The organism is Burkholderia humptydooensis (assembly GCF_001513745.1).
Lineage (GTDB): Bacteria > Pseudomonadota > Gammaproteobacteria > Burkholderiales > Burkholderiaceae > Burkholderia > Burkholderia humptydooensis.
Window position 1 is genome coordinate 2143728 of record NZ_CP013382.1, and the last position, 21440, is coordinate 2165167.

The window sequence follows — 21440 nt, forward strand, 5'->3', positions numbered from 1 at the left end:
TCAGATCGACTCCGTCACTGGCATCCCATGTGCCGCATCGTGATCGAGGGACGTCATGATCCACGACGCCACCTCCTGCACCCAGGGCCGGCGCAGCAGCGCGTAGTGATGCGCGTCAAGCGCATGCACGTGCAACAAAGCCGTCCTCGGCCAGCTCGACGACGCGCTGACGTGCGCCGGACCCGCGCTTTCGAGGAGCGCGATGCAGGGCGTCGTTACCTCATGTCCGCCTGTCGCGCCCACCTGCAGGAGAGCGACGGATGCCTCGCGCAATTCGGCCAGGGCTGCACCGTCGATCGCATCGGACAGCAATCCCGCCACCGCGTCGAACGTCTCGCGCGCCGCGTCGGGCTGCCCGGCCCCGCCGCCGACCGCATCCATTACGCCGAACGCATCGATCAGCAGCGCGGGCGACGACAGCGTCAACCGAGACGCATCGGCCCAGCCCAGCAGATTCGCCGCCAGCATGCCGCCGAACGACCATCCGCACGGTATCGCGCGTTCGATTCCGGCCTCCGCGAGCGCGGCCGCCATCAGTCGGCACAGCGCGCCCACCGACTGCTCCGCGCCATCGCGCCACCGTCGCAACAGCGGCAACGTGAGCGCAACCGTGCCAAGCCCGCCTGGCCAGGCCCGCAACTCGTCCATCAACGCCGCATAGCAGGCGCCGTCGGTCCCAGGCGGCGCGATGAAGATCAGCATCGGCGTGCGACCGTCTCCGGCCTTCCAGACGCTGACCACCGCCGGGTCGGCGGGCGACGCCGGCCGGGACGGCGGCTGCGCGTCGGGCGCGGCGATCCGCATCGCGAGCCGGGTCGGCGTCGGATAGCGAAAGACGTCGATGACCTGCAATGCCGCGCCGAGCCGTTCATTGACGAGACCAATTATCCGCACCGCCATCAACGAAGTTCCGCCGTAGTGGAAGAAGCTCTTTTCCATGTCTTCAACGGGGGTGCCCAGCACTTCTTCCCATAGCGTCGCGAGCCGGCCCGCCAGCGTACTGAACGCGGTTCGCGGACTGCGGCTGGCCGCCCTGCCGTGATCGGACGCAAGCCGCTCGCGGTCGACCTTGCCGTTGACCGTCGTCGGCCATGCGTCGATGAAATGAACCGACGCCGGAACCATGTAGTGCGGCAGCCGCGCGCCGAGATAACTCAGCACCTGCGCGTCGTCGAGCGCGCCCGGCCCAGTGAGTTGGACATAGGCGCGAATCTCCTGCCGGTCGGCGTCCATCAGCGCCAGCGCGGCGCGCACCTCCGGCATCCGCTGGATGGCGCTTTCGACTTCGCCGAGTTCGATCCGATAACCGCGCAACTTGATCTGCGTATCGGTCCGGCCCAGTATCCATAGCGTCCCCGATGCATCGCGCCTGACCCGGTCGCCGGTGCGATAAAGCCGCCCGGACGCCGCGAAGGGATCCGGAATGAATCGCTCCGCAGTCAGCGCAGGGGCGCCGAGGTAGCCATCCGCGAGACAACCGCCGCCGATATACAGCTCGCCTTCGACGCCGTCCGGGCAGATCCGCAGATCGTCATCCAGCACGAAATACGCTGCCGCGCCGAATGCGCGCCCATAGGGAACCGCGCGCTGCCAGCGCATCGCCCGCGCCGCCTCCGCCCGGCCGATGTCATGGAAGTTCGACCAGATCGCCGCTTCGGTCGCGCCGCCCAGCGCGTACCAGTGCGCGTTCGGAAAATGCCGGCTGCCGTCGGCCGGCAACGTGACCGGAATCCGGTCGCCGCTCAGCATGACGAGCCGCATCGTCTCGCTGCGGAATGCGTCTCCCAGCACTTCGCAGCCAGCGAGCGCGAACTGCAGCACGGCCGGCGCGGAATCCCACATCGACACGTTCCAGTGCGTCAGATAGGCGGCCAGGACGGTCGGGTCGAACAGCATGCCGCGATCGGCCACGCAAACCGTGGCGCCCGCCCCCAGCACGCCGAACACGTCGTAAACGGACAGATCAAACCCTGGCGACGCGCACCACATCAGCCGGTCGCCGGCGGCGACCTGGAACCGCGTGTTGATCCAGTCGAGCGTGGCGCACGCTGCCGCGTGCCCGATCATCACGCCCTTCGGCGCGCCGGTGGAGCCGCTCGTGAAGATGACATAGGCGGCGTGCGACGCATCGTGCGCGACGGAGACGGGCAACGGGCGCGCGTCGGCCCAGTCCCGCGCGGTCACGACTGCCCCGAATTCGCCCGGCGCGGACGGACCCCGTTGCGTCCCGACGTCGTACAGGCAGACATCGCGCATCGACTGCGTCGCTTCCGGCGACCAGCGCGCGACGATCGCGTGGGTCGACACGAGCCGGGTGATGCGATGCTGCGCAATGATGCCGCGCAGACGCAGCGCCGGCACGTCGCTGTCGAATGGCACGAAGCAGCCCGCCGCCTTGCTGACGGCCAGCAGCGCGACGATCAGCGGATAGTCGCGCTCCACGCAGAGCGCGACGCACTCGCCCGGTTGCAGGCCATCCGCCAGCAAGCGGCGCGCGAGTCGATTCGAATCGGCGTCGAGCGTCGCATAGCTGAATTCGCCCGAGACGGTCTTGACCGCGATCGCATCGGGATTCGCCTTCGCGTGGCGTGCGAATCCGTCGGTCAACCGGGCGTCGCGCACGGCCGGCGCGGCCACGGAGGCGCCGACATCGACGCCCGGCAACGCGGCGAGCGGCACGTCGAGATGCGTCGCCAGACAGCTCAGCAAGCGCCGCAGGTGCGCGCCAAACGCGGCGATGCTTGCCGGTGCGTACAGCGCGGTCTTGTATTCGAGCGTCACCCACATGCCGTCCGGCGTTTCGTTGCAATGGCAGGTCAGGTCGAACGGCGTCGCGTAACGGCCACCCTGTGACACACGCCAGCGCAGCCCGTGCGCGTCGTTTGTCGCGAGCGCCTCATCCGTATGCGCGAACGCGAGCTGGAACAACGGGTGATATCCGGGCACGCGCTCGGACTGCCGGTCCGCGACAATCGCCTCGAGGCCGGGCTCCTGGTGACGGAAGGCATCGACCCAGACGGCATGCACGCGCCTGATGAAGCCGGCCAGCGTATCACTCGGCGAAAAGCGCGTGCGCAGCGGCAGCGTATCGACAAAGAAGCCCTGCATCGCGCGGGTCGACACGACCTGACGATTCGTCACGGGTGTGCCGATACAGATGTCCCGACTGCCCGCGTAGCGATGCACCGCCAGCTTGAACAACGCGAGCAGGCCGACAAAGCGCGAGACGCGCAGCCCGGCCAGCAGGCCGCCCACCTGCTCCAGCTCGTCCCGTCCGATCAGGAACGCATGCGTCGCGCCATCGTGTCGCATCGTCGCGTCGCGCGGGTAATCAGCGGGCAGCGACAGGAACTCGGGACAGTCGCGCAACTGCTCACGCCAGTACGCCAGATGCGCATCGTGCGCGGGGCCGCGCGCACGCGCGCGCGCCCATGCCGCGTAGTCGACGTATTGAATGGCGGGCGCGGCGAGTCTGGCCGGTTGCGCATACTGCTGGCCGATCTCGTCGACCAGCAGCGAGATCGAATCGGCATCCGTGATGACGTGATGCAGCACCAGCGCCAGCAGCCGCGTCTGCTCGGACAGACGCGCCACCTGCAGCCGGAACAGCCCCGGACGACGCAAATCGAAACGATGCGACGCCTGCATCGCGCGCCATGCGGCTTCGTTCTTGCGCTGCTCGAGCTCCGTCAGCGTCGACCAGTCCTCACACGCCAGATCGGGAACATGCGTATCGTCGAGCTGCGCGACGACCTCGCCGTCGACGAAATGAAATGACGTCCTGAACACCTCGTGACGCTGAAGGCACGCGCGGATCGCGCACAGAAACCGCGCATCGTCCGTCACGCCCTGCACGCGCAGGACGACCGACACGTTGTAGTGCGTCGCGCCCGGGTCGAGTTGATCCAGAAACCACATGCGCCGCTGCGCGCTCGTCACGGGGAGATGTCCGCCGCGCGCGATCGGGCGGATGCCGTCCCGTCCCGGCTGCGACGCCCCGCCGGCTCGCGCGAGCGCGTCCGCCTGCGCCGCGAACTCGGCAAACACGGGGAATTCGAACACGTGCACGAGCGGCAGCGCGAGCCCCGTCGCCCGTTCCAGTTCCGCCAGCATGCGCAGCGCGAGCAACGAATGACCGCCCAACGCGAAGAAATCATCGGTTTGCGCAATGTCGTCCCGCTTCAGCGCGTTTCGCCATGCGTCGCGCAGCAGGTGTCCGAACGGGTCCGACGGCGCGAACGGCACCCGTGGCTCGGGCCTCGCGCGCCATTCCCACTGTGCGAGCAGGTGGACGTCGACCTTGCCGTTCGGCGTCAGCGGCAGTGCATCGAGCGCGATGAAGCGATTGACGAGGCGGCCGTACGCGAGCGGGCGGGTGCGCGCCACGCGCGCCCGGAACGCCTGTCGCAGCGTCGTTTCATCGAGGATCGCGCCCGCTTCGGGCACGCAGAACGCGATCACGCGCGCGTCGTCCTCGTCGTCGCCGGATGCGATCGGCAGCACCACCGCGTCGCTCACGCCGTCGCACGCGCGCACGTCCGCGGTCAGATCATGGAAATTGACCCACACGCCGCGCAGTTTCCGGACGCCATTGGCGCGCCCCAGATAAGCAACATGGCCGCGCTCGTCGACCCGGCCCAGATCGCGCGTGCGGTACATCCTCGCGCCCGGTTCGCCGGCAAAGGGATCGGGAATGAAGTGCTCGGCCGTGAGCGCGGGTTGTCCGGCATAACCGTGGGCGAGCCCGCTCCCGCCTATGCAGATCTCCCCCGGCACGCCCGCGGGCATTTCCGACAGAGCGTCGTCCACGAGATACAGCGCGGCGTGCGGATGGGGACGGCCGATGCCCACCGCGCCGTCGAATGTGGCGCGCCGGATATCCTCGACGCTCGCGTAGATCGAGCATTCGGTGGGACCATACAGATTGACGACGCGCTGTACGTCCGTCTGCGCAAAGATCCGTTCGACCAGCCTGCGCGGCAGCGGCTCGCCCGCGACGTTCAGCGTCGCGGCGCCCGCCGGGAAGTCTCCCCGGTCGAGCAGCATCGCGACGTGCGACGGCGTGCCGCTCACGCAGGTCAGCGGGGCGTCCGCCTCTGGCACGACCTGCAGACTCTCCAGCATCGTCGCGCAGCCGCCCAGCGCCCAGGGCGTGAACATCTCGAACAGCGACACATCGAACGTCAATGCGGTCGCGAACGTGCTGTTGCGATATTCGCGCGCGGCATACGCGCCACACGCCCACGCAATCAGCGCGAGCACGCCCTGATGCGGCACCGTCACGCACTTCGGCCGGCCTGTCGATCCCGAGGTGCGAAAGACCACCGCGCTCGCCTGAGCGGTTCCCGATGCAATCACCGCGGCCGGTCCATCGGCCATCGGCGCAACCAGATAGTCGAGCGCGATCGTGCGCACGCCGTCGAGGCCCGCGCCAGCCGGTCCGGCCAGCACGATCGCGTGGAGGCCAGCGTCGCTTGCGTGCTCACGCCAGTCCGACGCGCAGGCCTGCATGTCCATCGGGCTGTAAGCCGCGCCCGCGCGCAAAATACCGAGCAGACAGACGATCGCATCGGCCGAGCGCGGTACGCCCAGGCCGATGCGCGAACCCGCGCCCACACGTTGCGCCCGCAACCGCGCGGCCACGCGATTCGCGCCAGCATCGAGTTCGGCATAAGAGAGTGTCGTCGCGCGATCGCGCAGCGCCGGCTGGTCCGGCACACGGCGCGCCTGCCGGCTGACGATCTCGCACAGCGCGCGCACGCCGCCCAATCCGGCCTCATCGGCGGAAACCGGCGCGACCGGCGACACGCGCGCCGTGTGCGGCGTCAGCGCCAGGATTCCAGCGTCGGGATGCGCTGCCCATTGCTCGAGCATCGACACATAATCGGCCGCCAGACGCCCGATCATCGCCGGATCGAGCAGATCCTCGCGGAACTCGAATTCGCCGTAGCCGATGCCCGCTCCGAGCGTCACCGTGCCGCTCAGCTTGAACTTCGCCTGCTGCGTGCGTTGCGCGATACCTCGCAGCGTCAGGCCGTCCGGCGCCGACACCGACGGCGGAAACGCCTGAAACGCGAACATGGCCTCGAACAGCGGCGACGCATCGAGATGCCGCTGCGGCTGCAGCGCCTGCACGACTTCCTCGAACGGCGCGCCTGCGTGCGCAAGCGCATCGATGACCGTGTCCCGGGTCGCCGCGAGCAGATCGGCGAGCGAGCGCCCCGCATCGATCCGCATCCGCAGCACGACGGTATTGACGAACAGCCCCACGATCGGCGCGGTCCCTTCCTGATCGCGGTTCGCGACCGGCGCGCCGATGCACAGATCGCTCTGGCCGCTGTATCGCGACAGCACGATCGCAAACCCGGCCAGCAGGATGGCGTGAATCGACGCGCCGTGCGCGGCGGCGATCCTGCCAAGCCCCTCGCACAGCACTGCGGACAAGCGGAACGAATGATGACCGGCGCGCGGGCCGGCACCCGGCTCCGCCGTCCGTGCCGGCAACGCCAGTTCGCCGCGCGCGCCGCCCAGATGGTCGCGCCAGTAACGCAGGTCCGCATCGACGGCCTGCCGCGCCTCGTCCGAGCGCCGCCAGCAGCAATAGTCCCGATACTCTGCGGGCAGGACGGGAAGCGCGTCGCGGCCCGAGTAAAGCCGCAGCCAGTCGTCGACGATCACCCCCATCGACCAGCCATCCGCCACGATGTGATGAAGCGCGACGTACAGGTAATGCACCTTCGGATCGTTGGTGTGCACGAGCCGCGCCCGGATCAGCGGCCCGCTGCCCAGATCGAACGCCGCATCGAGGTCCTGGATCAGGTGCGCGGGCGGCGCATCGCCTGAAGGCGTCTCGCCCTCCCAGCGCGCTTCATCGAGGCGCACCGCGCCGGTCGGCAGCAGGCATTGCCGGATCTCACCGCCCACCGCCCGAAACACCGCCCTCAACTGTTCGTGCCGCCGCACCAGCGCCGCGAACGACGCGCGCATCGCGCTCACGTCGAGCGCGCCGTCGATCCGGTAGGCGGTCTTCATCACGTAACGGTCCGACACATCGGGCAGGCGGTCGAGCACCCACATCCGCGCCTGCGCCTCGGAAACCGGGTACGACAGGCTGCCATCCTCTTCGATGCGGGTCCACTCGTCACTGCGTGCGTCCGGCTGCATGTACCAGGCGCCGCGGGCGGCGTCCTCTCGGCGCTGCGCGGCCATGACGGCAAAGCGCGCGACCGTGCGTGCGTCGAACAACTGCTGAAGCGTCGACGTACAGCCGAACTCCCGGTTGACCTCGGCGACGATCAGCGCAGCGGACAGCGAGTTGCCGCCCACAGCGAAGAAATCGTCCTCCGCGCCGAGTTCGGGAAAGCGTAGCGCGTCCGCCCAGATGCGCAACACCGCCGCCTCGTGCGCATCCCTCGGCGGGCGCTTGCGCGACGCGTCGTCCGCATCGCGCCCGACCCGCCACAATTCATCGAGGTCGGGCGCGCCGCCGACCTGCTCGACGATCCACGGCACGACGCGAAATCGCGACGGCACGCCATGCATCGGCAACGACGCGAACAGCGCGCGACGCAGCACGGCGAGCGCGAATGCCGCCTCGTCCACCATGAGATGCATGACCAGCCCGTGTTCGACATCGTGCGTCAGCAGCGCGCGACGCACCCCCGTCACAGCGCGCGCGCACCGTTCGACCGCGTCGATGTCGATGCGGCCGCCGTCGACGTCGTAATGCGCCGGCCGCGTGTCCAGCGTCCGCACACTGAGGTCCGCCAGCCGCCGCGCCGGCACGCCCAGGCGCACCGGCGCGGCCGACGGATCGTCGAACCGGCACAACTGCCCGACAAAACCAGCGGGCACCGGGACGCCCCAGTCGTCCAGCACGTCCGTATCGCCCGCCATCCTGGACGCGATCGAATCGCGCCGCGTCCAGCCGAGATGAGTGAGCGGCGTATCGGGTTCCCGCGCGGCATCCATGAGCATTCGCAGATACACGTCGAGCCAGGCCTGCGCCGTCGACGGCTCGACGACGCTCGCGTCGTATTCGAACACCACCTCCACGGCCGCGTCTTTTTCATACGCGGTCAGCTTCAGGTCGTAGGTCGATCCCGCGTCGATGCCGCCCAACTGCGCGAGCGCCACGTCGCCGAGCCGCAGACGCGGCCCCGACGCATTCATGAACGCGAACAGCGCCTGCGTAAACGGCACCCGCGCGGGATCCCTGACGGGGCACAGCCGTTCGACGAGGTACTGGAACGGAACCTGCTGCCGCGCCATGCCTTCGAGCGTGATCTCGGCCACTCGCGCGGCGAAGTCGCGGAACGGCTGATCCGGCCGCACGTCCGAGACGAGGACGATCGTGTTGAAGAAAAGGCCGACCGTATCGTCGAATTCGCCGTCGCCGCGATTCGCGACCAGCGTCGCGACCGGCACGCGTTCGCAGCGGGACAGGCGCCACAACAGCACGTCGTAGGCGGCCAGCAGGATCGAAAACAAGGTCGCATGCGTGGCACGGGCGAGCGCGTGCAACTGGCGCGTCGCCGTGACGGGCAGCACGCCCGTCAGGGTCCGCTTGCGCGGCGCGCCCGCGACGCTGCGCTGCCGATCGACCGGCAGCGCAAGCTGGGCGGGCAGCGCGCCAAGGCGGTCGGCCCAATACGCGACCGCGCGCGCGCCCTCGTCGGAGCGCAACCACGCGTGCTGGCGCCGGGCGAAGCGTAGATAGCGCGCGCCGCCATCGTCCCGCGCGGGGCGCGCCGGATCGCGTCCGGCATAGCGGGCCGCGAGTTCCCGGTGCAGCAGTCCCATCGACCAGTCGTCGGCCAGCAGATGATGCACCGTGAGCAACAGGCAACTGTCGCGCGATGACAGGCGCACCAGCGCGTATCGGAACAGCGGGGCGGCGGCCAAATCGAAAGGCGTTTCCCGGAACCGGACGCGCAGCGCCGCGAATCGCGCCGCCGCCTCGCCGGGCGGCAGGCCGGACCAGTCGTGCACCGGGCACTCGATCGGCGCGATGTCGTCGAAGCGCTGCGCGACGCCGTCGTCGTCGTCCGCGCACGGCACGAAGCGCAGATGTAGCGTCGCATGGCTGGCAAACGTATCGGCCAGGCTGCGCGCGAGCCGCGGCAGATCGACGTCGCCCTGCAGCGCCAGCACATCGGTCATGTGGAAATGGGCCGCGTCGCGATCGATCCGCATCGCGCGGTACATCTGCTTTTGCCCCCAGGACAGGGGCGCTTCGTCGGCGTGGCGGGAACCGAAAGACGGGCTGTTTCGCTCGTTCATCGTGATTGGTCTGGTGCGAAGTTGTCGGTCAGCGTGAGCGGGCTCGACAGCGCCCACGACAAGGGGTTTCCGCGTACCGGACGCCGCTTCCCGGTACGCGTGAAATAGTCGGCCCCGAAGCCGGGCGACGTGAACACGCCGTTGAACACCCAGCGTTCGCCCTGCGTGAAATCGCCCGCGCGGTGATAGCCGCGCGTATCGGCGAAAACCAGCGTGCCCGCCGGGCCGTCGCACGAGACGGCCTGCCGATCGAGGCTCGCCGGCGCAATCTCGATCCGGCTGCCCTGCGCGCCCTTGCGGTGCGTGCCGCGCGCGTAGCGCATCGCGCCATTGCCTGCGCCGACATCGGCGAAGTAGGCAAACAGACGCACCACCGACGTATCGCACCGTCCATCGCGATGCCACTTGCCGTTCTCGGACAGCCCGCCCCCGAATGCCGGAATACCGCGTACTTTCTCAACTGAACGAACATGTCGAAGTACGCGTTGATGATTTCGAGGAACGGGGCCTGGCACGCGAAACGCGCGTACACGCTATCGGGATTGAAGCGCGGGTACGAACCCAGCACGTTCGACATGAATGCATAGACCCGCGCCTGGTCGGAGTTCGCGGGCACGCGCTTGCGGCGTTGCGACTCGGCCCGACACGCCTGCTCGCGCAATGCGTCGAACAGCGGCTGCATTCCGGCGAAGCGGCTCACATGCGAGATCGCCACGCCGTCGTCGTTCAACGCCTTCAGGATCCGGCGTCCCTCGTCGCACAGCACGGCGCGGTGATGGCGGTACTCGCGCGTCGGACGGCGATTCAGGACGTTCCGGTACAGGAAATCGCATTCGACAAGGCGATGGAAGATGCGGTCGAACAGGTTCATGGATTGGACTTTCACTGAAACGGATTCAACGCGCGCAGGAGTCGCGTCGCCGCGGCCCGGTCCGTCTTGCCGCGTTCGTTGAGCGGTATCGCAAACACGATTTCAATCAGTTGCGGCGTCATGTACGCGGGCAGCGCCGCCGCCAGACGCGCGCGGCACGCTTCGCGCAGCGCGTCGACGGGCAGATCCGGCTCCGCGCGCTCGACGAGCGCCGCCAGCTCGGCACGCTCGCCATCGCGGTAAAGCATCACGACAGCCGCGCGCACGTGCGGGTCCCGCAGCAGCACCGCTTCGATTTCCTCGGGTTCGATCCGATGGCCGCGCAGCTTGATCTGCAGATCGAGCCGACCCAGGAATTCATAGACGCCACCGCCGCGTCGCCTGACCCGGTCGCCCGTCCGATAGAAGCGCCCCCGCGCGAACGGCACCGCGACGAATGATGTGGCCGTCTGTGCCGGCGCGTCGATGTAGCCGACGCCCGTCGCCACGCCGCCGATCAGCAGCTCACCCGCGTCGCCGTCCGCCACGGGCGCAAGATCGGCATCCACGACATGCAGTTCGGCGCCCGGGATCGCGCGGCCGATCGGCACGGCGTCGCCGTCCGGCGCGCATGTCATCACGTGATGCGTGACGTCCACGCCGCACTCGGTCGGGCCGTACGCATTGACGAGCGGCGCGTCGCTGACGTCGAACCAGCGACGCGCTACCGCGATCGGCAGGCTCTCCCCCGCCGTCACCATGATGCGCAGCGTGTCGGGCGCGCGCGCGCGATGCCGCGCCACGACATCGAGCAGCGTCGCCAGATAGCTCGGCACCGCCTGCAGCACGGTCACGTTCGCGCGCGCCAGCGCATCCAGCAGCGCCGGCGGATGCGCGACCGCGTCCTGCGCCACGACCGTCACGCGCGCGCCGACCAGTCCCGCCGCCAGAAACTGCCAGACCGACAGATCGAACGCGCACGGCGCGGTCTGCGCGATCCGGTCGCCCGCATGAAGGCCGAGATCGTCGATCTTCGCCCACAGGTGATTGACCAGGTTCGCCTGCGACAGCAGCGCGCCCTTCGGCTCGCCGGTCGAGCCCGACGTGAAGATCACGTAGGCGGGATCGTCGAGGGTCACGTCGGGCAGCGCGTGGCCGGCTTGCGGACCCGACGCCAGCCACGCCGCGGGATCGACGACCGTGACGGCGCGATTCGGATCGATCGCGTGGTCTGCATGCGCATCCGCCAGCATCAGCGTACATGCGCAACGTGCCAGCATGTACCGCTTGCGCTGGGCGGGCGCGCCGGGATCGATCGGCAGATAGGCCGCGCCGCACTTGAAGGTCGCCAGGATCGCGGCAAGCATCACGACATCGCGCCCGCGCGAAATCGCGACGATCGCACCGCGCCCCGCGCCCAGCCGCCGCATTTCGTGCGCGAAGCGATTCGCCAATCCGTCCAGCTCGGCGTAGGTCACGCGCCGGGCCGCGTCTTCAGCCGCGATCGCCGACGGGTGCGTCCGCGCCGTTTCCTCGAACCGGTGAATGTACGGCACGCGCCGCGCCGTCCGGTTGCGGTCCACGTTCGTCAGCATGTCGCCCGCCCGCTCACAGCTCGACGTCATCGAAGCTGTCGGCGCCGACCGTCCACTCGATCAGGTCGCCCAGCCCCGCGATCGTGACCGCTTCGAACACATTGCGAATGTCGAGCTTCACGTTCAGTTCCGCCTGGATCCGACGCACGATCTTGACCGCGCTCAGCGAGTGGCCGCCCAGTTCGAAGAAGCTGTCATAAATGCCGAACGGCCGGTCGGCGGGCAGGTCGAGCACGTCGCGCCAGATCGCGACCAGCACGCGCTCGTGCTCCGTGCGCGGCGCCCCTTCGGGCGTGCTCGTCGGCGCCGCCGGACCGGCGCCGTATGCGGCCAGCGCGACGCGATCCACCTTCCCGGTCCGACCGCGCGGCAGCGCATCGAGTTGCGTGATGCGCGCCGGCACCATGTAGAACGGCAGTCGGGCCTGCAGGATGGCGCGCAGTTGATCGGCGAGCGGCGCCTGCACATCTTTCCGGCGCACCGGGAAACGCGCCTTGAGCAGTTGCGCGATCCCCTTGCGCTGTTCCACCGGCAGCGGCCGCGCGCGAATGAAAGCGGCAATCGCCGGCTCGCCGCGCAGATCGGACGACACGACGGCCGCCGCCTCGTCGACGCCGTCGATCGACATCAGCGCATGCTCGATTTCGCCGAGATCGATCCGGTAGCCGCGGATTTTCACGCGCTGGTCGCTGCGCCCGCGCAACGCAAGTCGCGCTTCCTCGTCCCATGAGCCGAGGTCGCCGCTGCGATACATGCGGCTGCCCGGCGCGCCGAACGGATTGGGCACGAACTTTTCCGCCGTGAGACGCGGATTCCCCATATAGCCCCTCGCCAGCAGGTCGCCCGCAATCGCGATCTGTCCGGTCACGCCGGTCGGCACCGGCCGCAGGTACGCATCGAGCACGTAGACCGCTGTGTGCGGCGCAACGCGGCCGACCGGCGCGAGCCCCGCGTCGGCCGCACCGTCGCACGAATGGAACGTCACCGGGCACGCTTCCGTCTGCGCATAGCTGTTGTAGAGCGTCGCGCCCGACATCGCGACAAACCGCGCCGCCAGTTGCTGCTCAAGCGACTGTCCGACGCAGTACACCAGCTTGAGATCGGGGCAACGGGCCAGCACCCGGTCGTCCAGCAAAGCCGTCAACACCTGGGGCAATACGCTGAAGTGGGTGATCCGCTGCTGTTGCAGAAGCTCGCCCAGATAGACGGGGTCCTGATGCCCGCCCGGGCGACACATCACTACAGTCGCGCCGTTGAGGAGCGGCCACAGCAATTCGCCGACGAGTCGCGCCGAGCTGGTCGGCGCGGTCATCAGCAGCCGGTCGCCGGGACCAATCGGATGCGGGCACGTCTGCGGCAACTGCCCGTTCAACACGCCCGCATGCGTCAACTCAACCGCGTTCGGCACGCCGGTCGAACCCGACGTCATGAAGACGAAGGCCGTCTGTTCGGCGAATACGCGGCGTGCCCCAGGCGCGGGCGCGGCGGACGCGCGCGCGGCCAGCGCATCGAGCGTGATCGCGTCGCCCGGCAGGTTTCCCGCGGCTTCCGGAAGCGGGTCGCACAGCAGCGTAACGATGCCGTGCGCGCGCACCGCATCCCCGATCCGGAGCGCCGGCGCGCTGTGATCAAGCATCGCGCACACGCCGCCCGCGCGCAGCACCGCGAGCACTGTCTCGACCATCGGGATCGAACGGTCCGCGAGCAAGCCGACCCGCTGCTCCGGCGCCAGCCCCGCGAGCGGCGCGACGCCGGCGAGCCTCGCGCTGGCATCCGCCAGCGCCTGGTATGTCACGACCCGCTCGCCGTCGATCAGCGCGGGGCGATCGGCCCAGCGCGTCGCCATCCGCTCGAACCACGCGTGGATCGCCGCCGGCGGCTCGGCGTCGCGCGGACCGGGGCGCGGCGCCGGACACAGCGCGCGAACCTCGTCCTCCGAGAGCATCGCAAGCGCGTGAATCGCCGTGCCCGGGTTTGTCACCCCCTGTTCGAGAATGCGCAGGAAATGCCGGATCATCCGCTCGATACGGCTCGGCGCGAACAGTTCCGTGTCGTACTCGACGCCCCCCAGCACCTTGCCGTCGCGCTCGCGCAGGTACATATAGATGTCGTATTTCGTGGTCGGGTGCGGCACAGTGAAGCGCGGCTTGTCGTGCAGCTTCCCGGTATTGATCTGAGGCAGGCCGATATCCGCCCACTTGATGTTCTGAACCGAAAAGAACACGCGCAACAGCGAATAGCGGCTGAGCCGCTCGCCCTTGCCCCGCACGCCCAGCGCCTCGACCACCGACTGGAACGGCGCCGCCTGGTGCTCGTACGCTTGCAGCGCGCTCGTGCTCACGCGCCGCACCGCGTCCTCGAAGGTCGGATTGCCGTCGAGTTCGGTGCGCAGCGCGAGCGAATTGATCGTGAAACCGATCACGTCGCGCATCACATCCAGTTCGCGGTTCGCATGTGGCGTGCCGACCACGATATCGGACTGTCCCGTATGGCGCGCCAGCATGATCTTGAACGCGCTCAGCAAGACCATGTAGAGCGTGACGCCATGGCTTCTCGCGTACGCATTGACTTTCTCCAGCAGATCCGGCTCGATCAGCACGAGGCTGTTGGCCGCCCGGTGACTGCGCCGCTCCGGCGCGGGGAAATCGGTCTCGAGCTGCAGCGGCGGCGCCTCGGCGAGCCGCTCGACCCAGTAGTCGACATGCTGCGCGTGCGCGCCGCGCGCGATCTGCTCGCGCTGCCAGATCGCATAGTCGCCGAACTGTGCCGCCACAGGCGGCAGCGAGCACGGACGCCCGTTCACGATGTCATCGTAATGCGTGCGGATCTCGCGATCGATGATCGCCACCGACCATGTGTCGCATACGATGTGATGCAGCGACACGATCAGCACATTCTTGTTCGGCGCGACGATCAGCAGCGTGAAGCGGATCAGCGGGCCCTGTTCGAGATCGAACTGGTGGGCCGCCTCCTTGTCGACGAGCTTCCATCCCGTTGCTTCCTTCAGCGCATCCGGCAGCGGCCGCAGATCGACGCGATCGAGCGCGGGCGGCCAGCTCTCATGCACGATCTGCACGGCGCCGGCGTCGTCCTGCCGGAACGTCGTGCGCAGGATCTCGTGGCGCTCGATCATGCGGCCGATCGCCTGCAGGAGCGCCGGTTCGTCGATCTCTTCCTCGGGCAGGCCCATCGGATACACGACGTTATGCGCGGTATCGCCGCCCTCGTACCGGTCGATGAACCACAGCGGTTCCTGGTAGCTGGTGAGGGGGATGCGCTGGCCCGGCGCGCGCGGGGCGATGCCCTGCCCGCCGGGATCCGCGAGGCGTCGTTCCGCGAGCAACGCCCGGTAGCGTTCGCGCTGGTCGGCAGACAACAACAATGTATCCAGATTGCTCATGATCGATTCCCAATGAGGCCGCGCCGAACCCGCCCGGCCCGCGCGCGACCAATCCAATCAATTCGACGGGCGATGCGCACCACCGCCCGTATTCCCCTCCAGGATCGCCGTCCGCCACGGCACAACGACGCGGCGGCAGCGCGGTCCCCGGTCCGTCCCTCAGCCGGCCACGCCGAAACATCGCTGCAACGCGAAGAAGCTGAGCGCCATCATCAAAAAGCTGTCGACCCGTTCCTGCGATTTTCTGGACAGCGACGGCAGCAGGCTGTCCAGCCACAGCAGCCGTCGATGGTCGAAAATCGACGAGTGCCGCGCCACGTCGCTATGCAGCACGTCCTGCCAGTAGCGCTGGAACGCGCCGCTTCGCCGCGCCGAGATCGGCGGCGCCTCGAACGGCCGCTTCGGCGCGCGACGCGCGCACTCGGGCGTCAACGACGCGACCGCGGTCCTGAGAAAACGCTTGTCGCGCGCATCGTCGGCGAGCCACGCATCCGGCAGCGCATCCGCGACAGCGGCGACGCGATGGTCCAGATACGGGTAGCGCGTCTCGAGTCCATGCGCCATGTCCAGCCGCTCCGATACCAGGATGTGATTCACGAACAGCGACTTGCGCCATAGCTGCAGCGACCGGCGCATGGTTGACCTCGACGGGTCGCTGAAGCCGCCCGTCGCATCCAGCAGCATGTCGTACGGGTTGTGCTCGCGAAACTGCTCGAGAAACGGCTGCGCGAGCAGCAGGCGCATGCCGCTGCGCTGATAGTTCCAACTGGTCACGAGGTAAGGCGCGATATCGCCATGGCGCGCGACGTCCAGCCCGAAGAGCGGCAGAGCCTGGCCAAGCTCCGCCGCGAGCGCCGCGCGACCGCTCTCGAGTACATGCGTGATCAGGTCGCGCTGACGCGGCGAGCCGCTGAACAGGCCGTCCATCACGGAGAAGCCATACCCGCCGAACAGTTCGTCGGCGCCGTCGCCCGCGAGCACGGCCTTGTAGCCGCTCGCGGCAACCGCCCGGCCGAGCATCCAGCGCGCGGACCCGATGAAATTGAAACCGATGGTCTCCGCGTGCCGCACCGCGTCCTCGAAATGCGCGACGAGTTGCTGTTCGTCGAACGGCAGGACCTGATGCTGGATGCCGAGACTCGACGCGATCGCCGCCGCGCCGGCCGCATCGTCGGCATGGGCGCCGAAATCCACGGTGAAAGCCGCCAGTCCGTCGGGCCGGTGGCGGACCGCCAGCGCCGCAAGCGTCGCGGAATCAACGCCGCCGCTCAGATAGCAGGCAATCGGCGCGTCGCCCTCCAGCCGGTCGCGCACGGCATGGTCGAGCCGCGTGCGCAACGCCGGCATCAGCGCGCGCACGGGGTCGCGCGGATCGCGCGGCAACGCATCGTCGGCCGCCGGTTCGTAGGGCGTCACGCGCCAACCCTGCGCATCCCATTCGAGCACATGACCCGGCGGCACCTGATGAATGCCGTCGAACAAGGTCTGAGCCGGTCCAAGCGACGCGAAACAATGCTGGAACAGCGCGCCGTGGTTCCAGCGCAAGTGCGCGCCGAGCGCGGCCAGCGCCCTGATCTCGGACGCGAGAAGGATGCCGTCGCCGTCGATGCGGTAATAGAGCGGCTTCACGCCCCATTGATCGCGCATCGCGTATAACGTCCGCGCGCGCTGGTCCCAGATCACGCCGGCGAATTCGCCGTTCAGCCGCCGCACGAAGTCGATGCCGTCGCGCCGGTAGCCGTGCAGCATCACTTCGCAATCGGATTGCGTCGAGAACCGCGCGCCGCGCGCGGTCAACTCGCGCCGCAGCGCCGCGTGTCCGTACAGTTCGCCGTTGACCACGACATGCACGTCGCCGGCGTGAAACGGCTGCATCTCGTGAGCGGGCCCGACCAGCGCGAGACGGTGGAATCCCATCGCGCTGCGCGCGTCGTCCGCGCGCCATAGCGCGCGACCGTCGGGACCGCGATGGCGCAGCGTGTCGAGCGCGTGGCCGATCCGCTCGATCGGCACGGCTGCCTCACGATGACAGACGACGACGAATCCGCACATGGTGTCCGCTCCTGTTCATCTCAATCATTCCGGTCGGTTCCGTGCGAGCCGTGAACGCCGCGTGTGCCATTGGGACGGCGCGCGCGTCTGCGGCGCGGGTGCGTCGCGCTCGCCCGATGCAAGCCAGTGCGCGAGCCGCCGGGCCGTGGGAAAGGCGTATAGATCGGCCAGTTCGATGCGCGTCGCAACGCGCGGCGCGAGCCGCGCGTACACCCTCGACAGCACGATCGACGTCGCGCCCAGTTCGTGAAAATTCGCGTCGACGGTCACGTCCGAGCGGCCCAGATCTTCTTCGAGCGCGTGCACGATATCCGCCCGCAACCGGGCTTCGTCAAGCGACGGGGCATCGGACGCCGACGCACCCGCCGCCCGCTCCAGTTCGGCCTGGATCGCATCGAGATCGGGCTTGCCGTTGCGCGTCAGCGGGAACGTCGGCCGATGAACGAAACGTATCGGCAACAGATAACGCGGCAAGGTCTCGCGCGCGAAGCCGGCCAGCGTCGCGAGTGGAATCGGCTGGCCATCCGACGACGTATACAGTGCGCCGACGCCGTCATCCGGAAGATGCGCGCAGCCGACCTGCGCGATCCCGGGACACGCCGACAGTGCGTGCGACACGGCATCAAGCTCGACGCGATAGCCATTGATCTTGACCTGCCGGTCTGCCCGTCCGACGAACAGCAATCCGCCGTCGCGCGAATAGCGGACGCGGTCGCCGGTGCGATACATGCGTTCGCCCGACCGCCACGGATCGGGCACGAACGCGGCTGCTGTCGCGCTGGGCGCGCCCAGGTAACGCGTCAACTGCGGCCCGCCAAGATAGAGCTCGCCGGTCTGACGCTCCGGCGCCCACCGAAGTCGTTCGTCGAGCACATAGGCGCGCATGCCCGCGAGCGGATAACCGATCCGCGCGTCCTCGTCGTCGGCGCGCAGCCGCGCGCACGTGGCCCAGACCGTCGCTTCCGTCGGGCCGTAAAAGGTCCACGCGTCGACGCCGAGCGACGCGAGCCGGTTGACGAGCGCACCGTCGACGGCAGCGCCGCCGACGCACACGACCTTCAGGGTCCGCACGCCGCACCGGTCCAGCACCGGCAGCAGCAGACGGCAGGCGGCCGGCGTCAGTCCCATGTGCGTGATGCCGTCGCGCACGAGCGCGTCGTACAGCGCGTCGGGCGAGGCCGCTTCCCGCTCGCCGAGCACGGTCAGCGCGCAGCCGTGAGCAAGCGGCCCCCACAACTCCCACATCGAAAAATCGAAGCTCGGATGATGCGCGAGCGTCCAGTGCGCATCGGCGACGTCGAACATGAACCGGCTCGCCGCCAGCAGGTGCTGCAGGCTGTTCCGGCTCACCGCGACGCCCTTGGGCAGGCCAGACGACCCCGACGTATGGATCACATACGCGGTATCGAGCGGATCGGGGCTGGGCAGCGCGGCGTCGCTGACCTGCTCGGCCAGTGCCCGCCACCGCGAATAAGCGAGCGTCGGCGCCGGCATCGACGCGGCCAGTCCGGCGTGCGCGGCCGAACACACGAGGTGGCGCACGCCGGCATCCCGGCATGCGCGGGCCAGCCAGGCGGCGGATTGATCGGGATGCAGCGGCGCGACGGCAATCCCGGCCCGGAATCCCGCGATCACCGCCAACGCGGCATCGACGCCGCGTTCCATCAGGATGCCGACGGGACCGCGCGCCGGCGCGAGTTGCCTGAGCGCGAGGGCCATGCGATGCGTGACGCGCATCAATTCGTCGCGCGACAGGCGCTGCTTGCCGTCGCGCAGCGCGATCGCATCCGGCGCGCGGCGCGCATGCGCGCGCAACGCGGCTTCGATGAAATCGGCCGGCGGCGCCGGCGCGACCGGTTCCCGGCGATGCCAGTCCGGCGGCTGCACGAACGCAAGCTCACCACATGGCGTCGCCGGCGCGCCGGCGAGCAGCAACGCGAAACGCGGCAGGTCGGCGACGCACCGCTCGACGAAATGCCGGGGCACCATCGCGGCGTCGTGCTTCAGTCCGCAGGTCCACCCGTCGCTCCGCACGTAGACGGTCAGTGCCAAATCGTATGGCGTCCCATGCTGCTCGACATGCTGCGTGTCGAGCCATGCGTCGGCATCCGGCTCCGGCATCACATTCCACACCAGCCCAACCTGCGTGAATGCGGTCATGCCGGGGCTCACCTCGCGCACGCCGGCGCGTTCGCACAGCGCGGGAAACGGCACCGGCGCCGCACGCAGTCCGCCGCGCAACGCATCGCGATTGCGCAGCAGGAGATCGGCAAAGGTGTCGCGCGCGTCGATGCGCTGGCGAACCGGCAAGGCATTCGCGAAATAGCCGATCGTCCGGCTGAATGCGCGGGTCCGGCCATGAACCGGCGTGGCCACGCTGACGTCGTCCGACGCGCAATGAACGTGCAGCAGCAGTTGAAACACCGACAGCATCGCAACATATGGCGTCACGCCGTGCGTGCGCGCGCAGACCGCCAGCGCATCACGGACAGCGTTCGGCAAGGCGAAGCGGTATTCGCGTTCGGTTCGGTTCGCGGGCCGCGCCGCGGGCGCGCCGCCGAACGACAGCAGTTCTGCCGGCTGAACCAGATGAACCGCGTACGCGTCGGCGCGCGCGCGCGCATCGGCGCTGTCGAGCCAGTCGCGCTCCCAGGTCGCGAGCCGCCGGAAATTCGCGTCGGCCTGGAAAGCGCGCCGCGTCCGCGACGCAGCCGCGGTCTCGTCCGCGTAGTGCGTGTCCAGCTCTCGCAGAATCAGCGGAAACGACAGGAAATCCACCACGATGTGATGCGCGGTGAACACGAGCAGTGCGACTGTCCCGGCCGCCGGATCGCCGAGCGGCGCGCACACCCGCGCGCCGTTCAGAGTCAGGCCGTCCGCCGCCGCGCGGGACGCAAGGACCGCCACGCAGCGAAACAACGCCACGTCGCCGACGGCGTGCGCGCGCGCAAAGCGCGCGTCGATGAAGGCCGCCAGGCGCTCGCTGGACCAGTCCTGCGCCGGTTCGAGCGGCAACAAATCGTCATCCCCGATCCGCCCGAGGTCGAGCGGATACGCGGCGAGCCCGCTCGCTCCGTCGCCGATCCGGCACCGGAGAATCTCATGACGTTCGACGAGGCGCCGATACGCGCGCCGCAGCGACGCGATGTCCGGCACCGTGCGCGCACGCGCAATGCCCAGCATCGCGTACGTCGCCGCGTCCGGAAACATGGACTGATAGCGCCACAGCAATTGCTGGTTGACGGAAAGCGGATAGCCGTCCCGCGTCTGCGCGTGATTCACGGCGCCAAGCCTCCGAGCAGCGTGTGCAGACACGCCTGCCCCTCGTCGAGTTCGAACCAGCCGCGCACCGGCTCGAACGCGAAATCGCCGATCGCGCACAGGCCGATGCCGCAGGACGGGGCGCGCATGCGCAGCAACTGCGCCATCGCCCCCGCTTCGAGCAGGCTGTAGTCGCGCGCGCGTGCGCCGTACATCGGTTCGATGGCGGCCGGCCGCGACACCAGATGAATCGAAAACGCGGCCTGCCGATGAATCTCCGCGTTGAGCAACGGGTCGTACAGCGAGCCATCGATCACGAGATCGGGCGCCAGCAGCCACAGCTCTCCGCGCGTCGGATGGAAGTAATACAGGCCGCATGACAGACCCGCGACGGCGCCAGCCTTGACGTACAGATAGGCCTGCACTGGATAGCGCGCGCCGGCCGACGCGTAGGCGGCGCGGCGCGGCGAGTTCGCATCCGTTTGTGCGAGCACGCCCAGCAGCCGCGCCAACTGCGCGAGTTCCAACGGCGTCTCGCGAAACGTCCGGACGCTGCCGGCGCACGGACTGTCCGATGCATCGACCGCGAGACGCACGACCGGCCAACCGGCGTCGTCGCGAAGCGCGTCGATCACCGGCCCGACGCGCCGCTCGTCCGCGCCGCCGATGTCCGCCGCATCAGGAGGCGCCGGCGGCGCGACCGCGTCTCCTCGCGCCGCATCGACGCTTGCCGCCAGCATCGCGACGGACGGCGAGAAATTCAGCGCGTCGAAGCCGATGCGCACGCCGGTGCTGTCCTCGATGCGGTTGATGATGCGCACCAGCTCCATCGAGTTGGCGCCGAGGCCGATGATGTTCGTGTCGTGGTCGGGCACGGCCACGCCCAGCACCGATTCGACGATCTGCCGGATCTGCGCGAGGGTCGACGACGCGCCATCGGAACCTTCGCCGACGATGGGCGAACCGGCCGACGGCGATGCAAGCGATGCGTCCATCATCG

General features: G+C 68.9%; 8 protein-coding genes. 1 reads left to right on the forward strand and 7 read right to left on the reverse strand.

Features of this window, described 5'->3' with window-relative positions; genetic code table 11:
* Together AQ610_RS28375 and AQ610_RS37735 are read right to left on the reverse strand one after the other, a co-directional pair.
* Positions 1–9282, reverse strand: coding sequence for a non-ribosomal peptide synthetase (locus AQ610_RS28375; protein WP_080595278.1), 9282 nt, complete (start codon positions 9280–9282; stop codon positions 1–3).
* Complete coding sequence (locus AQ610_RS37735) at positions 9279–9656, reverse strand: phytanoyl-CoA dioxygenase family protein (RefSeq protein WP_231749007.1); 378 nt, start codon at positions 9654–9656, stop codon at positions 9279–9281. Before AQ610_RS37735 ends, AQ610_RS28375 begins: the two co-directional genes overlap by 4 nt.
* A 59-nt stretch (positions 9657–9715) precedes the next feature.
* Between AQ610_RS37735 and AQ610_RS37740 the strand changes: the two genes are divergently transcribed.
* Complete coding sequence (locus AQ610_RS37740) at positions 9716–10171, forward strand: hypothetical protein (RefSeq protein ID WP_231749008.1); 456 nt, start codon at positions 9716–9718, stop codon at positions 10169–10171.
* Here the strand turns inward: AQ610_RS37740 and AQ610_RS28385 are convergent.
* The 5 genes from AQ610_RS28385 to AQ610_RS28405 all read right to left on the reverse strand — a co-directional run bounded on the left by AQ610_RS28385 (position 10165) and on the right by AQ610_RS28405 (position 21438).
* Positions 10165–11757, reverse strand: coding sequence for an amino acid adenylation domain-containing protein (locus tag AQ610_RS28385; protein ID WP_231749009.1), 1593 nt, complete (start codon positions 11755–11757; stop codon positions 10165–10167). The two genes, AQ610_RS37740 and AQ610_RS28385, sit on opposite strands and share 7 nt — an antisense overlap.
* Positions 11741–15127, reverse strand: coding sequence for a non-ribosomal peptide synthetase (locus tag AQ610_RS28390; protein ID WP_006029588.1), 3387 nt, complete (start codon positions 15125–15127; stop codon positions 11741–11743). Before AQ610_RS28390 ends, AQ610_RS28385 begins: the two co-directional genes overlap by 17 nt.
* Positions 15128–15286: 159 nt before the next feature.
* Complete coding sequence (asnB, locus tag AQ610_RS28395; protein ID WP_009917097.1) at positions 15287–17179, reverse strand: asparagine synthase (glutamine-hydrolyzing); 1893 nt, start codon at positions 17177–17179, stop codon at positions 15287–15289.
* Between the two features lie 24 nt (positions 17180–17203).
* Complete coding sequence (locus AQ610_RS28400; protein ID WP_006029586.1) at positions 17204–20461, reverse strand: non-ribosomal peptide synthetase; 3258 nt, start codon at positions 20459–20461, stop codon at positions 17204–17206.
* On the reverse strand, positions 20458–21438 hold the full coding sequence (locus AQ610_RS28405; protein ID WP_006029585.1) for a nitroreductase family protein: 981 nt from the start codon (positions 21436–21438) through the stop codon (positions 20458–20460). The genes AQ610_RS28400 and AQ610_RS28405 overlap by 4 nt, the downstream gene beginning before the upstream one ends.
* Positions 21439–21440 lie beyond the last annotated feature (2 nt).